At 33.9% G+C, this 14,607-nt stretch carries 15 protein-coding genes and 1 tRNA gene; 7 read left to right on the top strand and 9 right to left on the bottom strand.

The window, feature by feature from the left end:
* Window positions 1-669 precede the first annotated feature (669 nt).
* Window positions 670-2,331 carry a hypothetical protein gene (locus tag ABD859_RS03485; protein WP_345140319.1) on the top strand — a complete coding sequence of 554 codons (1,662 nt, stop codon included), beginning with the start codon at window positions 670-672 and terminating at the stop codon, window positions 2,329-2,331.
* Between the two features lie 12 nt (window positions 2,332-2,343).
* Window positions 2,344-2,829, top strand: coding sequence for a hypothetical protein (locus tag ABD859_RS03480; RefSeq protein ID WP_345140316.1), 486 nt, complete (start codon window positions 2,344-2,346; stop codon window positions 2,827-2,829).
* A gap of 125 nt (window positions 2,830-2,954) precedes the next feature.
* On the opposite strand, the gene ABD859_RS03475 is transcribed toward ABD859_RS03480, so the two are convergent.
* Window positions 2,955-3,028 (bottom strand) — tRNA-Ala (locus ABD859_RS03475).
* Between the two features lie 106 nt (window positions 3,029-3,134).
* On the opposite strand from ABD859_RS03475, the gene ABD859_RS03470 reads away from it, so the two are divergent.
* The 4 genes from ABD859_RS03470 (at window position 3,135) to ABD859_RS03455 (ending at window position 5,476) form a co-directional block, all read left to right on the top strand.
* Window positions 3,135-3,899, top strand: coding sequence for an enoyl-CoA hydratase/isomerase family protein (locus tag ABD859_RS03470; RefSeq protein ID WP_345140314.1), 765 nt, complete (start codon window positions 3,135-3,137; stop codon window positions 3,897-3,899).
* Between the two features lie 102 nt (window positions 3,900-4,001).
* Window positions 4,002-4,178, top strand: coding sequence for a hypothetical protein (locus tag ABD859_RS03465; RefSeq protein WP_345140311.1), 177 nt, complete (start codon window positions 4,002-4,004; stop codon window positions 4,176-4,178).
* A 32-nt stretch (window positions 4,179-4,210) separates the two neighbouring features.
* Window positions 4,211-4,663 (top strand): 6-pyruvoyl trahydropterin synthase family protein, encoded by a 453-nt coding sequence (locus ABD859_RS03460; RefSeq protein ID WP_345140309.1) that lies wholly within the window; start codon window positions 4,211-4,213, stop codon window positions 4,661-4,663.
* A 69-nt stretch (window positions 4,664-4,732) separates the two neighbouring features.
* Entirely contained in the window at window positions 4,733-5,476 is a 744-nt protein-coding gene (locus tag ABD859_RS03455) for a UDP-2,3-diacylglucosamine diphosphatase (protein ID WP_345140306.1), read from the top strand.
* Here ABD859_RS03455 and ABD859_RS03450 read toward each other — a convergent pair whose 3' ends face one another.
* From ABD859_RS03450 to ABD859_RS03415, 8 genes are all read right to left on the bottom strand, one after another.
* A complete protein-coding gene (locus ABD859_RS03450) occupies window positions 5,477-6,688 on the bottom strand; it encodes a cytochrome c3 family protein (RefSeq protein WP_345140303.1) in 1,212 nt (403 codons plus the stop codon).
* Between the two features lie 83 nt (window positions 6,689-6,771).
* Entirely contained in the window at window positions 6,772-7,128 is a 357-nt protein-coding gene (locus tag ABD859_RS03445; protein WP_345140300.1) for a hypothetical protein, read from the bottom strand.
* Window positions 7,129-7,343: 215 nt separating this feature from the next.
* Window positions 7,344-8,258: an alpha/beta fold hydrolase gene (locus ABD859_RS03440; protein WP_345140297.1), complete on the bottom strand. Its 915-nt coding sequence runs from the start codon at window positions 8,256-8,258 to the stop codon at window positions 7,344-7,346.
* Window positions 8,258-9,541 (bottom strand): MFS transporter, encoded by a 1,284-nt coding sequence (locus ABD859_RS03435; RefSeq protein WP_345140293.1) that lies wholly within the window; start codon window positions 9,539-9,541, stop codon window positions 8,258-8,260. Before ABD859_RS03435 ends, ABD859_RS03440 begins: the two co-directional genes overlap by 1 nt.
* Window positions 9,528-11,231 carry a single-stranded-DNA-specific exonuclease RecJ gene (recJ, locus tag ABD859_RS03430; RefSeq protein ID WP_345140291.1) on the bottom strand — a complete coding sequence of 568 codons (1,704 nt, stop codon included), beginning with the start codon at window positions 11,229-11,231 and terminating at the stop codon, window positions 9,528-9,530. Before recJ ends, ABD859_RS03435 begins: the two co-directional genes overlap by 14 nt.
* A 220-nt stretch (window positions 11,232-11,451) precedes the next feature.
* Complete coding sequence (locus ABD859_RS03425; RefSeq protein WP_035681760.1) at window positions 11,452-11,796, bottom strand: HopJ type III effector protein; 345 nt, start codon at window positions 11,794-11,796, stop codon at window positions 11,452-11,454.
* A gap of 197 nt (window positions 11,797-11,993) precedes the next feature.
* Window positions 11,994-12,710 carry a 16S rRNA (cytidine(1402)-2'-O)-methyltransferase gene (gene rsmI / locus ABD859_RS03420; RefSeq protein ID WP_345140286.1) on the bottom strand — a complete coding sequence of 239 codons (717 nt, stop codon included), beginning with the start codon at window positions 12,708-12,710 and terminating at the stop codon, window positions 11,994-11,996.
* Between the two features lie 43 nt (window positions 12,711-12,753).
* Window positions 12,754-13,752 carry a hypothetical protein gene (locus ABD859_RS03415; protein ID WP_345140284.1) on the bottom strand — a complete coding sequence of 333 codons (999 nt, stop codon included), beginning with the start codon at window positions 13,750-13,752 and terminating at the stop codon, window positions 12,754-12,756.
* Window positions 13,753-13,997: 245 nt separating this feature from the next.
* On the opposite strand from ABD859_RS03415, the gene ABD859_RS03410 reads away from it, so the two are divergent.
* A complete protein-coding gene (locus tag ABD859_RS03410; protein ID WP_345143853.1) occupies window positions 13,998-14,588 on the top strand; it encodes a thymidine kinase in 591 nt (196 codons plus the stop codon).
* The last annotated feature ends 19 nt before the right edge of the window (window positions 14,589-14,607 follow it).

Below are 14,607 nucleotides of genomic sequence, written 5' to 3'. Positions count from 1 at the left end.
ATGTATTTAGTGGTGAAAAAGTTCATTAATTAATTTAACTTTTGGCTAAAAGTAGTCAAAATTAATTGTTTGAAAACGGTATTTATACCTGAAAAGCCAGAAAAAAACCAAGAAAATTGATGAACACCATTGATTAAATGGCATGAAATGAAGCAATTTGTTGTAAATAAGCAGTTTTTAATGGTTTTGTCGCTCACTCATACGTGCTTTTGCAGGAGCATAATTGTACCTAAAAGAACATTAATATGCTATACTAGTACCATTAGGAACCATAAAAAGTGTTTTTTTTAGCCAAAAAAATTTTAAAAAATTTTTCGAGCCACTCCGTAGGTAACGATATATGATTATGTACACAAATGGAATTATTAAGGGCGATAACTGAACAGATAAAAAAAATAAAAAATATTTACTCAGAGGGAGGAGGGGGTGGTTGAGGGGGAGGGGAACCCTATTAACTGCCAAAAAAATATTTAATTTAAACTGGACATTTTTTTATAAAAGACTATATTTATAAATGAGGACGTAATTGCCTCAGCAGGGTTCCAGAAAGGTAGCTTTTTCTGGTTCTCTCCCCTGCTTTAATAAACATGAGAGGGATTACAATATAAAGAGAGAATACAATTTATGACCAAGTATACAAAATACAGAACCTTCTGCTTACCAAAAGAAATGGTGGACTTACTTTTCCTGTCTGCTAAAATACAACCAATTGAAAATAATACGGAATCCGAAATAATAGTTGGACTAACTGTTTTAAATGATATTCTTTCAAAGTCAAATCAAAATAGAAATTTAATAGATTACCCTTTTCATTGTATTCCAATGGATTCAAGGTATTTAAAAATTAAATATGGTAATGATTACAATACTTACATCACATGGTTAATCATCAACAATGTCATTTGGCATGACCATTATTTTGACGGGAGAACTACTCATTATTATCTTCAAACTAATGAAACTTATGTTCAAAAGATTAATAGTTTATTAAAGATTAATGATGATAAGATAGAGGATGTGTTATATACCTATTGTTTACGTGATAACATACAAATATCCCTTGAAAGTGCCGATACCAAAGGGATTAATGCTATTCAAAAAAATAGGATTTATGATAAATGGTACAAAATAAAAGTTCCAATCACGAGGACAAATAAGAAGTTTCTAACTAAAGATTATGAAGCCGATTCGGTAACAATAAACAATGCTCCCAAGCACATTAAAAAAATGGGAAGCCATTATAGAATGAATTTAGGGATAAAGTACGAAGAAGCAATAGCCCATGCTGAAAAAAGATATTTAAACGAACTAGAGGACGCTACAACTGAAGAGGAACAAACGAAAAGCTTTAAACGTTATTCGTCCAGAATTTCTTCGATTAATAATATCCAAAACGGCCGAAATAATAAAACATTGAGATTTAAACGGAATCCAACCAATAAAAGATTGGATACCAACCTTACTAACATGGCCAGTGATTTAAGGCCATTTATTGTTGGATACGAAAACATGAGCTACCTTGACCTCAGCAATAGTCAGCCTGTTTTATTTAATATTTTGCTCCGTCAATACCGAGAGAATGCTACTGAATTAGTTTTAAACGAGTTGGACAGGTATCTGGAGGCTACAACTTCTGGCCAATGGTACGAAGAATTGATTCGTGTCTTTGATATTACAAAATATGGAAATCCTGAAACTGCTCTCGTGAATGCACGTGATACTGCCAAAAAAACTTGGATGCTTCTGGCATACTCCAAGAACACCGATTTAAAAGGATTAAAAGAAAGGTTTGCCGAAGAATACCCATTTGTCTCTTCGGTCATGAAATCCATAAAAAAGGAACGATATGAGCAGTTTGCTATATCATTACAAATCATCGAAAGTGAAATCTTTATTGATAAAATATGCAGAATCTTGGTTGATGAAGGAATCATCCCCTACACGCTTCATGATGGTCTGCTTGTTCCTAGTGAATTTGAAAAAAGAACTTTTGATGTAATGAGTGAGGTGCTGTCGAATGAAATTGGAGTGATTCCACAAATTAAAATTGAAGGTTATAAATCTGAAAAGTTGGAACCGATTCGTTTTGCTGAACAGACATTGATTATGCAATCCGAAGCTGGAGACGATGAACTTCAAAAATTAATTAATCTTTTTGATGGATTAGTAATTAAAGATTTGTCGATTAGTGACATTGTTCGTATTACCAATGGAAGGCATCTAAACAAAATAGATGCGAATTACTTCAGTGCTCAATATAAAAAATTAAACAGAGGAGATGTAGATTTAAAAGAATTTATAATAAGTTTGGAAACCAATATGAAGTCTTAAAACGATATAAGCATGACCACCATAAAATTAATTAATTTATTTGAAAGTGTTTTTACAACTTCCTTTAAACACACTGCAAGTAGGTTATATAGTGTAACATTTGAAACAAGTAACGTATCGATAACGAAGAAGAAGTTAATGGAGTTGGAGCACAATTTTACGAATGGGATAAATACTGGAAAACATGTAGGTCTTCAAATAACATTGGATGATATTGTTCTTGTTAAGCAAAGTCTTAATTCTCTTATCATGTCTTATGAATTGATGTATGAGATTCACACTATTCCGTCTAAATTAAAACTCCATGAAATGTTTAAAGAGTTGCGTGAGAACGGAGAAAAAAAAGATGTTGTGGACATCGCCAGAGATGTTCTTGATAAGGTTCTAACACCTGAAAAACCGAATGAAAAACCGAGCAAAAAACAAAAAACACAAGAGTTAGCAGATAAAATTTCAGCCGAAAGACAATTGGCTATGATTAAAAAGCTTGGTAAATAAAGGTTTTGGGTTCCTTTAGTCTCAAAATAGCAGTGCTAAAACAGTGCTAAATTATCTTAAAATTATTCGTTTTTGAGCATAAAAAAGCCCTTTTAAGTCAATAAAAGAGCTGAAAATAGTTATTGTGGAGAATACCGGATTCGAACCGGTCGCCTCTACGCTGCCAGCGTAGCGCTCTAGCCAAATGAGCTAATCCCCCGTAAGTATCTGGCAAATAAAGTCAATTAATTTTCAAAAAACAAATTTCTTACAGTTTCAAAAGAATTATTTTTCAAAACCGTAACTTTACGTTTAAATCTATTTTTATGAGTTTAGAAAACACAAATGGTTCTTTAGAAACCACTTTTCAAAATACTATTGCAGTCGTTCAATTTGGTCATCCGGCTAGTAATTCTTTTCCACGCGAACTGTTAAACAAGTTAACAACTGAAATTAATGATTTAAGCCGAAATGAAAATGTCTCGGTAATTATATTAAAAAGTGAAGGTACGAAAGCATTTTGTTCCGGAGCTTCGTTTGATGAACTTCTGCAGGTTGAGAATGAAGAACAAGGCGTTGAGTTTTTCTCAGGTTTTGCACATTTATTAAATGCAATGCGAAATTGTAATAAACTCATAATTGGTCGTGTTCAGGGAAAAGCTGTTGGAGGCGGAGTTGGAATTATTTCGGCCTGCGATTATGTTTTTGCAACTCCGGAATGCGATATAAAATTATCAGAACTTGCTATAGGAATTGGACCATTTGTTATTGAACCCGCAGTATCGCGTAAAATTGGTAAAACCGCTATGACCGAAATGACGCTTGCAGCACATTTATGGAAATCAGCAGAATGGGCTTTTCAAAAAGGATTATATTCAGTTTTAAGTACAAGCGAAAATCTCGAAGCTGATGTTACAGATTTTGCTCAAAAACTAAGTTCCTATAATCCCGAAGCTTTAAAAGAAATGAAAAAAGTTATCTGGGAAGGAACTGAGCAATGGGAATCACTACTTTTTGAACGTGCCGCCATAACCGGAAAACTAGTTCTGTCAGATTTTACAAAGTCTGCATTACTGCAGTTCAAAAAATAATTTTAGCTAATAAATATCATATTGTAACTCTGGACGGTTATGGATCTTTGCCGAATTCGAAACTTAGATAAAGACATATAATAATTAAATAAAATTTTTCACATGAAACTCATATCATTACTTCAAAAAGTCGATGTGGCAGAAAAAATTAAAGAAGCTCCGGACAGCAGTTATCAAATTGGTGTTATCATTGGATCTTTTATTCCTTTTCTGGTTTTAATAGGTTTAGCTTACTGGATGTATAACAGTGCTAAAAAAAGAGATAAAAACGGTTATTAATTTGTAAATTTGCATCCTTAAATTAAAAATCGATGAGTAATATCAGAATTACAAAACAATTTAGTTTCGAAACCGGACATGCTTTATACGGTTACGACGGAAAATGTAAAAACGTTCACGGGCACAGTTATAAATTATCGGTAACAGTTATTGGTTCGCCAATTACAGATCGATCGAATGTGAAATTCGGAATGGTAATTGACTTTTCTGATCTAAAAAAGATTGTAAAAGAAGAAATCGTCGATCAATTCGATCATGCAACTGTTTTTAATCAGACAACGCCGCATGTTGAATTGGCAAATGAATTGAAAAACCGCGGACATCACGTGATTTTAGTTGATTATCAGCCAACGAGTGAAAATATGGTGGTAGATTTTGCAGAAAGAATTATTGCAAGACTTCCAGAAGGAATTTCTCTTTTCTCATTAAAACTTCAGGAAACAGAATCTTCTTTTGCAGAATGGTACGCTTCTGATAATCTTTAAAATTCCAAAAAGAAATTCCAAATTCCAACTCTTCGACTTTGTTCAGAGGACATAAATCTAAAAATCTAAATGAAAAAAGTATATTTTGCGTCAGATCAGCATTTTGGTGCGCCAACTCCTGAGTTGAGTCTGCCCCGCGAAAAAAAATTCGTGGCATGGTTAGATGAGGTTAAAGAAGATGCCGAAGCTATTTTTCTTTTAGGAGATTTATTTGATTTTTGGTTTGAATACAAAACAGTTGTGCCAAAAGGATTCGTTCGTATTTTAGGCAAACTGGCCGAAATACGCGACAGCGGTATTCCCATTTATTTTTTTGTTGGAAATCATGATCTTTGGATGAATGATTATTTTGAAACCGAACTCAATATTCCTGTTTATCACGATAATAAAGAATTTACTTTTAATGGTAAAACATTTTTAATTGGTCACGGCGACGGAAAAGGTCCTGGAGATAAAGGTTATAAACGAATGAAAAAGGTATTTACAAATCCGTTTTCAAAATGGCTTTTCCGCTGGCTTCACCCAGATGTTGGTGTAAGTCTGGCACAATACTTATCGGTTAAAAACAAATTGATTTCCGGCGACGAAGATGTTAAATTCCTTGGTGAAGAAAATGAATGGCTGGTTTTGTATGCCAAACGAAAACTTGAAACTAAACATTATAACTATTTTATTTTCGGACACCGACATCTGCCTATGATTATTCCTGTAGGCGAAAATTCTAACTATGTAAATCTAGGCGACTGGATTGGTTATTTTACCTACGGCGTTTTTGACGGAGAAAACTTCGAACTTAAAAAGTTTGAAAACTAATTACTTTTTAGGCACAGGATAAATTCCAATTTTGTGTGTTCTTAATGAATAACTCGTAACAGGCGCAGTGTTTGACTGCTGAAAGCGGATTGCTTTTGAATCTTGTTTCGGCATATGACATTCAACACAATTATTAGCCATAATTGTTTTAGATGTGTTTTTTATGGTTTCAGGCTTGTGTTTTGATTCCTGATGACAGCTCACGCAAATTTTAGAATAAACAACCATGCTTTTATAAGAATCCTGATGTGGATTATGGCACGACATACAATCCATTTTTTCGCTTTTTATAAAACATTTACTCTGCGAAAGTAATCCAAGCTGGTTGCCGTGTACATCAAAATTGAGATCTTCTTTTAATTGAAGATTTTTTCTAAAATAAGAATTCAGACTTTCTCCGGGTTTGTATTGAAATCTTGATTTTAATTTTACCTGATCATTTCCTGAATGACATAAGGCACAGGCATCAATTCTTTGCTGACGAGTTAGGTTTTTAAAGGAAACAATGTTTTGGGCTTGTTTTAAATCAGGAAATTTTAAATGCGTCTGGACATGTTTTTTTGCCGGACCATGACAGCGTTCGCAATCAATTCCATAAACAAGGGTATTTTTATTCATGAAATCCTCAATTTCCATCGTCAGGAAATTAAGGCTGTCAGAGCTGGTAGTAATATATTGGCTGGCAATATTTGAGCTGTGGCAGGCATAACATTCTTTGTCTATTTTTCGTTCGAAATTAAGTGTCGTTGCAGAATAGCCCGGACTTGTTCCCCAGCTGTTTATTAATTTATAATAGGATATAGGAAGTTCATACGTATAATGATTTTTCCAGTATGCACTTGTCTGGGCGTGTTTTGTTCCAAAAAGAATTTCGAAAGGGTAAGCTTCAACTTCTTTACCATCTTTATAAACAACCTGATAGAGAGAATCATTTCGATTTTCCATAACCAGTTTAATGTTTTTAGAATAAACAAAAGTGTTTTTGCCATTAACAAAATGACCTAAAATATTCTCTTTTGTTCCGGGAGAAGTTGCTTTAAAATGTGAAGTATGGATTGCATCGTTATGCTGAGATTGATGACATTGAATACAACTTTCTGAACCAGCGTAGTCAGTACCGCGCGGATCAATATATTCATCAGATTTATTATTACAGCTTGTTAATAAAACTGCAAACGCAATAAAAGTAAAAACAATGCAGATATTTTTCATTGTTGTAAATATACTTTATTTTGAATACAATCAAAATATATTTCAATAATGAAAAAATGTTGTTAATTTATTTGGAATAATTCTTAATTCAGTCCAGGGCCATAAATATATTCATCTAACTCAATTTTAAAAAGAGAACCTTCCACTAAATCTTTAATCGATTTTAATTCGGTCATAGAAACGGCAAGATCTATTGAATTACATGGTGTTTTCAGTAAAAATTTATGGCAGGAATATTTCATTTCGCAGGCTTCACAACAAGTATTTTCAATCATGCTGTCTTCAATTAAATCACAAAACTGATTCAATTCTTCAACAGTAAAATAAAAACCGGTTTCTTTAAAAACCAACTGCACTTTATCAAGAAGTGTTTGACTGTTTTGTTTCCAGTAAAAGGCAATTCCAAAATTGTTATGATATATTTGTTCTATTTCTCTCATCGTAAATCCTTTTATTCCAACAAATATAAATATTATTTATATTAATTCTAAATAAAAAAATCATAAAAATTTGAAAAATGTTTTTTCGGCGAATGGTTCACATAAGTTTAATTATCTCAATGAAATAAAGTCGAAAATCGGCAATAAAAAAAGCTCCAGTTTAAAACTGAAGCTGATTTTAGAATAAATTCATATTACTTATATGATTTAATAATTTATTTAAACCATTTTTTTATGTTTGAAAGAAAATCATTCTGCTGATCTACAAATAAATAATGCGAACAATTATCCAGAAAAGCAAAATGGTTTTCGCCGGCAATTGATTTGATTGAAGTTATTTGTGCCGATGAAAAAATGCCGTCATCTTTGCCGTAAATTCCATAAATAGGAACGCTGGCAGTTTTAATATTCTTTAAGAAAGGTCTGCTGTCAATATTATTTTGCTTTTCATTTTGATAAAAAAGCAACGGCGCATTTTTATTTCGAATGTTGGTTTTGTAAAATTCTCCTGATTCGTAATCAATGTATAGCTTTTTTGATGCTTTAGTTGGCTTTGGCATTTTAAAATAATTTTCATCACTTGCCAAATCGTAGCAATGTTTTCTGTATCCAGCAGAATTCTTATCAAGTTTTTCTATGTAAGCTATTTTATTGAGAGTTTTTGAGTCTCCATAGTGAGCTTTTTTTGTGGAGTTTAAAATATGATCGTAAGTTTCCTGCTGCGAAAACAAAGCGCCGGCTAAAACTAAAGCACTCACATTTTGCGGATATTTATTGCAGTAAAGCGTTCCGACTAAACCACCAAAACTATGACAAAGGAGAATAGCCTTTTTTAAATGGTACTTTTTATAAATCGAATTCAAATCCTGAAATGCTTCTTCATAAGTAAATTTTGCATCAGGATCTGCAGATCTTCCTTCACCTCTTCGGTCATAAGCAATTACATAAAATCCAAGATCAGCGAGATTCTTTGCCGTTGTTCCTTCAAACAAAGTTGCGTTGCCGCTTGGACCGCCGTGAATAAAGATTATCGTTTTATCTTTTTTATTTCCGTAGGTTTTAATATAAAGATCTTGTCCTTTTGCGAAAAAGGATAACAATAAAAATAAAGCGGCTAAAGATGATTTCATTATTCTAATTTATGATGCTCATCCATATCTCTTTTTAAATCCAGATTTCTAAAAGTCGGCGATTTTAATGCAGTAAAAATTACAGTTAAAAGCGTAACACTTCCTCCAAAAACAACTGATGTTACAGCTCCCATTAATTTGGCAGTTGCACCGCTTTCAAAAGCGCCCAATTCGTTTGAAGATCCAACAAAAATTGAGTTTACAGCCCCAACGCGTCCACGCATATGATCTGGGGTTTTTAACTGCAAAATGGTCTGACGGATTACTACCGAAATTCCATCGGCTAATCCGCTTAAAAATAAGGCGAAAACCGAAAGCCAGAAGTAGGTCGAAAGTCCAAATAAAATAATCGATAATCCAAAGACAAAAATGGCTATTAAAAGTTTCTTTCCGGCATTTTCATACAAAGGCACATAAGCAGAAACAAGCATGGTTATAAAAGCACCCACAGCAGGGGCGGCTCTTAAAATGCCAAAACCTTCTGAACCTACTTTTAAGATATCCTGAGCAAAAACAGGCAGTAATGCGACAGCGCCTCCAAAAAGTACCGCAATCATGTCAAGCGACAGTGCTCCGAGAACAATTTTATTTTTAAAAACAAAAGTTATGCCCTCCATAAGACTGTCTTTCATAGATTCTCCCATCTTTGGATTTATGATTGGTTTTTGACTGATTTGTGATAAAGCAATTAAAGAAAGAATTGAAAATCCAAAAACAAGACACATTGACCAGTGAACGCCAATCCAGTTAATCGAGAAACCTGCAAGTGCCGGGCCCATAACGGCTCCAATCTGCCAGACAGAACTGCTCCAGGTTGCAGCATTGGGATATACTTTTTTAGGAATGATTAGCGATAAAAGCGAGAAAATAGTCGGCCCCATAAATGAACGTACGATTCCGCCAAAAAATACTAAAGCGTAAATTGAATATAAAATAAGATGTGTAGACCAGCCTCCAACTACTTTTGGCCAAGTCAATAAGAAAAGCCCAAAACTAATTACAGAAAAGCCTAAAATACATTTTACCAATAAACTCTTTTTTTCTCTTTGATCTACAATATGTCCCGCAAATAAAGACATCGATACGGCAGGAATAATTTCCATTAAACCAATAATTCCTAACGAAAGCGGATTTTTAGTTAAGCTGTAAACTTCCCATTCGATTACAATAAACTGCATTGACCAGGCAAAAACCATTGCAAAACGCAATAATAAAAATACGTTGAATTCTTTATAACGCAACGCCTGATACGGATCAGGTTTGTTTGATTTAATCTCTTCCATCTGTTCTAATGTCTTTGAGTATAAGCTGTGTTGAAATATTTCCGTTCCATTCGTTTTCAGCAATGCTGTAAGCCAGTTGAAACAGATTTTGATTTTGTGCTATGTTTAATTTTTTTCCTAATCCAAAACCAATTGCGGCAATTCCTTCGGAGCTAGATTGTTTTACAAAAAGTCGTAAATGTTCTTCTTCAGATCCTAAAGTTTTGGCATATCCGGTATCTTTTACATTTGAAGTCATAAAAACCGGAGTCATATTCTGCGGTCCAAAAGGTTCAAATTGTTTTAAAATCCGGATTAATTTAGGCGTGATGTCTGTGAAATCAATTTCGGCATCAATTTCAATTTCAGGAATTCGCATTTCGGGTAAAATGGTTTCTTGTACACATTTCTCAAAAGCTTCTTTAAAAAGCGCGTAATTTTCGGCTTTTAAAGTCATTCCTGCGGCATACATATGTCCTCCAAATTGCTCTAAATGTTCTGAGCAGGCATCGAGTGCATTGTAAACATCAAATCCTTTTACAGATCGGGCAGAAGCTGCATACTTATCGCCGCTTTTAGTAAAAACTAAAGTAGGACGATAATAGGTTTCAATTAATCTTGAAGCCACAATTCCTATAACGCCTTTATGCCAGTCTTCCTGAAAAACCACCGTTGAGAAACGTTCTTCTTCTTTATTTTCCAAAATCTGCTGAAAAGCTTCTTTGGTGATTTTTTTATCTAAATCTTTTCGGTCGGCATTATATTGTTCAATTTCCGATGCAAATTGCTGCGCCTGTTCAAAGTCGAATTCGGTTAATAATTCAACAGCATGATTGCCATGTTTGATTCTTCCGGCAGCATTAATTCTAGGCGAAATAATAAAAACAACATCGCTGATATCTAAAGTTTTCTTTTTTACCTGATGTACTAAAGCTTTAATTCCCGGTCTGGGATTATTATTAATAACTTTTAAACCAAAGTAAGCCAGAACACGATTTTCTCCTGTAATAGGTACGATATCGGCAGCGATCGCAGTAGCAGCTAAATCAAGATAAGAAACAAGATCTTCTACCGTTTCATTTCGGTTTTGACCTAAAGCCTGAATTAGTTTGAAACCAACGCCGCAACCGCATAATTCGTCATAAGGATAAGAGCAGTCTTCTCTTTTTGGATCAAGAATTGCAACAGCATCCGGAAGAATTTCTCCGGGTCTGTGGTGATCGCAGATAATAAAATCGATGTTTTTTGCTTTTGCATAAGCGATATGATCGATTGATTTAATACCGCAGTCAAGAGCAATAATTAAAGAAATTCCGTTGTCATCAGCGTAGTCAATTCCTTTATACGATATTCCGTAACCTTCATCATAACGATCCGGAATATAAGTCGCAACATGCGGATAATGTGATTTTAAATACGAAGAAACCAAAGAAACTGCTGTTGTTCCGTCGACATCATAATCGCCAAAAACTAAAATGTTTTCCTGATTTTGTATTGCCAGTTCTATTCGGGCAACGGCTTTGTCCATATCTTTCATTAGATAAGGATCGTGTAAATGTCCTAAAGATGGGCGAAAGAAGTTTTTAGCCTCATCAAAAGTTTCAATTCCTCGCTGAATTAAAAGTGCTGCGACAAAATCTTCTACATTTAATGCCTGTGCCAAATGTTTGATTTTATCTTCAGAAGGTTTTGGTTTTAAAGTCCAGCGCATTTTTTATTGTAGATTATTGATTTTAGATTTTAGATTGTTGGAATCTAAAATCGTTTAATCTTGATGTGTATTTTTTGTGCCACAGATTAAAAGGATTAAAATGATTTTTTAATCTGTGTATTTTTTGCCACAAATTTCACGAATTAGCACGAATCTGAATTAGCAGAAATTCGTAGCAACTTTTAATCTGTGTTAATCTTTTTAATCTGTGGCAAAAAGCTTATTTCGCTTCTAAAGCATTTCCTTCAAACTTAATTCCGTCCCAGCCTAAGTTGATGAAATTTCTAATGTTTTGGTGATTGGTCCCGTTTGGATCGCCTAAAACTTCTTCAAAATAAAAAGCGCCAAAACAAGCTAATGTTTCTTCTTTGCTTAAATTTTGCAGTTTTGCAAAAGAAAACAATTTGCAAGAACCAGAATTTTCGCCGGCTGCGTTATGTTGTGTTCCGTTTTGAAAAGCAGTTGGCGTAAAGTTGTAATTCTCTTCGATTACTGCAATCGTTTCAGGAAATGTGATTTGTGTTGGAGTTTGTTTTACTTTTTCTAAAAAGGCTTGAATGCTCATGATATTATATTTGGTAATTTTTAATTTTTTATGCCACAGATTAAGAGGATTAAAATGATTTTTCTAATCTGTGTATTTTTTTGCAACGACCCGAGCTATAGTGAGCCGGCGGAGCAATTACAGAAATTTCCACAAATTTGAATTCTTGGAACTAATTTTTAATCTGTGTGAATCCTTTTAATCTGTGGCGAAAAATTTTATTCTTCGTCTTTCGAATATTTACTTTTCTTCGCTTCTTTTTCTATTGTTTTTCCGGCAACGACAACTACGATTTCTCCTTTTGGAGCTGTTTTTTCAAAATGTGCTAAAACTTCTTTTGCTGTGCCGCGAACATTTTCTTCATGTAGTTTTGATAATTCGCGAGAAACACAAACTTGTCTGTCTTCTCCAAAATACTGAATAAACTCGGCTAAAGTTTTAACTAATTTATGCGGCGAAACATATAAAATCATCGTTCGTGTTTCTTCGGCTAAAGCCAAAAAACGAGTCTGACGTCCTTTTTTATCAGGCAGAAAACCTTCAAAAACAAATTTATCATTTGGTAATCCGCTGTTTACAAGAGCGGGAACAAAAGCTGTTGCGCCCGGAAGACATTCTACTTCGATTTTATTTTCAACGCAGGCACGGGTCAGTAAAAATCCAGGATCTGAAATTGCTGGCGTTCCTGCATCAGAAATTAAAGCGATGGTTTCGCCGGCTTTTAAACGCGCAATTAAATTCTCGGTTGTTTTATGCTCGTTGTGCATATGATGACTGTGCATGTGTGTGCCAATTTCAAAATGCTTTAAGAGTTTTCCGCTTGTGCGTGTATCTTCCGCCAAAATTAAATCGACTTCTTTTAAAACCCGAATGGCTCTAAAAGTCATGTCTTCAAGATTGCCAATTGGCGTTGGAACGATATATAATTTTGACATATTTTTTTATTCGTGAAATGTGAAATGTATGAGACAGAAAATGTTATGAGAATTTCTTCTCGATAATCCCTAGAAAACGTTCTGCATAATCGTCTTTTCCTTCCCAGTTATTATAGTCCGGTTTTACCATGCTTTCGATAAAGTCTTTTGCTTCTGTGAATGAATCAAAAGTTAAAAGCTGATTTAAAACACGGCTGTAATCTTCGGTACTGTTTCCAAAAAGATTCTTTGTAAAAGCAATTCGGTCGTTTAAATCAATATGAAATCCTTTTGCTAATTTATCATTTAAAGAAACTGATTTTGGTTCTTTTGGAGTCTCTATAACAGGAATTTCAATATTTTTTTTCTCTTTTAAATCATTATTTAAAGATGATGCAGATTCAAGACTGTCTACTTTTACAAACTGTGCATCGGCATAATTAATTCCGAAATCTTCAAACGTAATAGGAATTGGAGTTCCTTGTGATTCTGGTTTTGGTTCTTCTTTGATTTCTTCCTTAATTTCTTCCAGATCTAATTCAAAAGCAGGTTTAAAATCAGGAATTGGTTTTAAATCACTTACAGTTGTAAACGAAAGTTCTTCGATGTTATTTTTAGGTTCAGCCGCATTTTCTGTTTCTTCAATAACTTCAGGTTCAGTAATTTGAGGTACAGTTGGTTCTTCAATAATCTGCTCTGCTGGCTGTGGAGTTTCTTCGGCTGGAATTTCGGCTTTTATTTCTTCAACAACAGCAGCTGGTTCTGGTGCTTCTTCAATTTTAACTTCTTCAACAGGAATTGCTGTTTCGGTTACCGTTTCAGCAGGAGCTATTTCTTCGGTAACAGGCTTGTTATCAAAAATAGTTTCAATTTCTGTTGTGATTTCGCTGTGGCTGATTGTTGGTTTTACTTCGTTGAAATTTTCATCTACGAATTTTAAAATCGCTAATTTCTCATATAATTTCTGAGTTTCAAGATATAATTGATTGATATCGGATTTGTTCTTAAGCTTTAAAATTCGATGTGCAATGCTGATTAAATCGGCTTCCAATTTTTTTTTCATAACTGTTGAAATTATAGTGAATAAGGTATTTTAGTGTATTTAATGCTTGAATGTCTTTATTCTTAAATAAATCCGAAAGATATTTTAAAGATATTTTTAATTTCTGTTAATAAGCGTTTGCCAATCTCCCGTTTGATAAAAATTTTCTACTTTTGAAAAAATGTAAAACAGTACATTTTTACGTCGATTTATTACAAGTACAAAGTAATAAAAACTATTCATTTTTAAAGGCAGAAAAATACAAAATGTTTCTCGAAAATACAGTAAATCACAAAGAACAATTTGGTTGGATTGAAGTTATTTGTGGATCAATGTTTTCGGGTAAAACCGAAGAATTAATCCGCAGATTAAAGCGCGCGCAGTTTGCCAAACAAAGAGTCGAAATTTTTAAACCCGCGATCGATACCCGTTATCATGATGAAATGGTCGTGTCACACGATGCTAATGAAATCCGTTCTACGCCAGTTCCGGCTGCGGCCAATATTTCTATTTTGGCACAAGGATGCGATGTTGTTGGCATTGATGAAGCTCAGTTTTTTGATGATGAAATTGTAACGGTTTGCAATGATCTTGCTAATCGCGGTGTTCGTGTAATTGTTGCCGGACTTGATATGGACTTTAAAGGAAATCCTTTTGGGCCAATGCCGGCACTTATGGCAACTGCCGAATATGTTACCAAAGTACATGCAGTTTGTACCAGAACAGGAAATCTGGCTAATTACAGTTTTAGAAAAACAGATAATGATAAACTGGTTATGCTGGGCGAAACAGAAGAATATGAGCCTCTTAGCCGTGCAGCGTATTTTAATGCCATGAAAAAAAGCCAGGAAAAATAGTTTTTATCCATTTAAATTT

The organism is Flavobacterium ginsengiterrae (assembly GCF_039539785.1).
Lineage (GTDB): Bacteria > Bacteroidota > Bacteroidia > Flavobacteriales > Flavobacteriaceae > Flavobacterium > Flavobacterium ginsengiterrae.
This window is presented reverse-complemented; position numbering and strand designations above follow the sequence as displayed.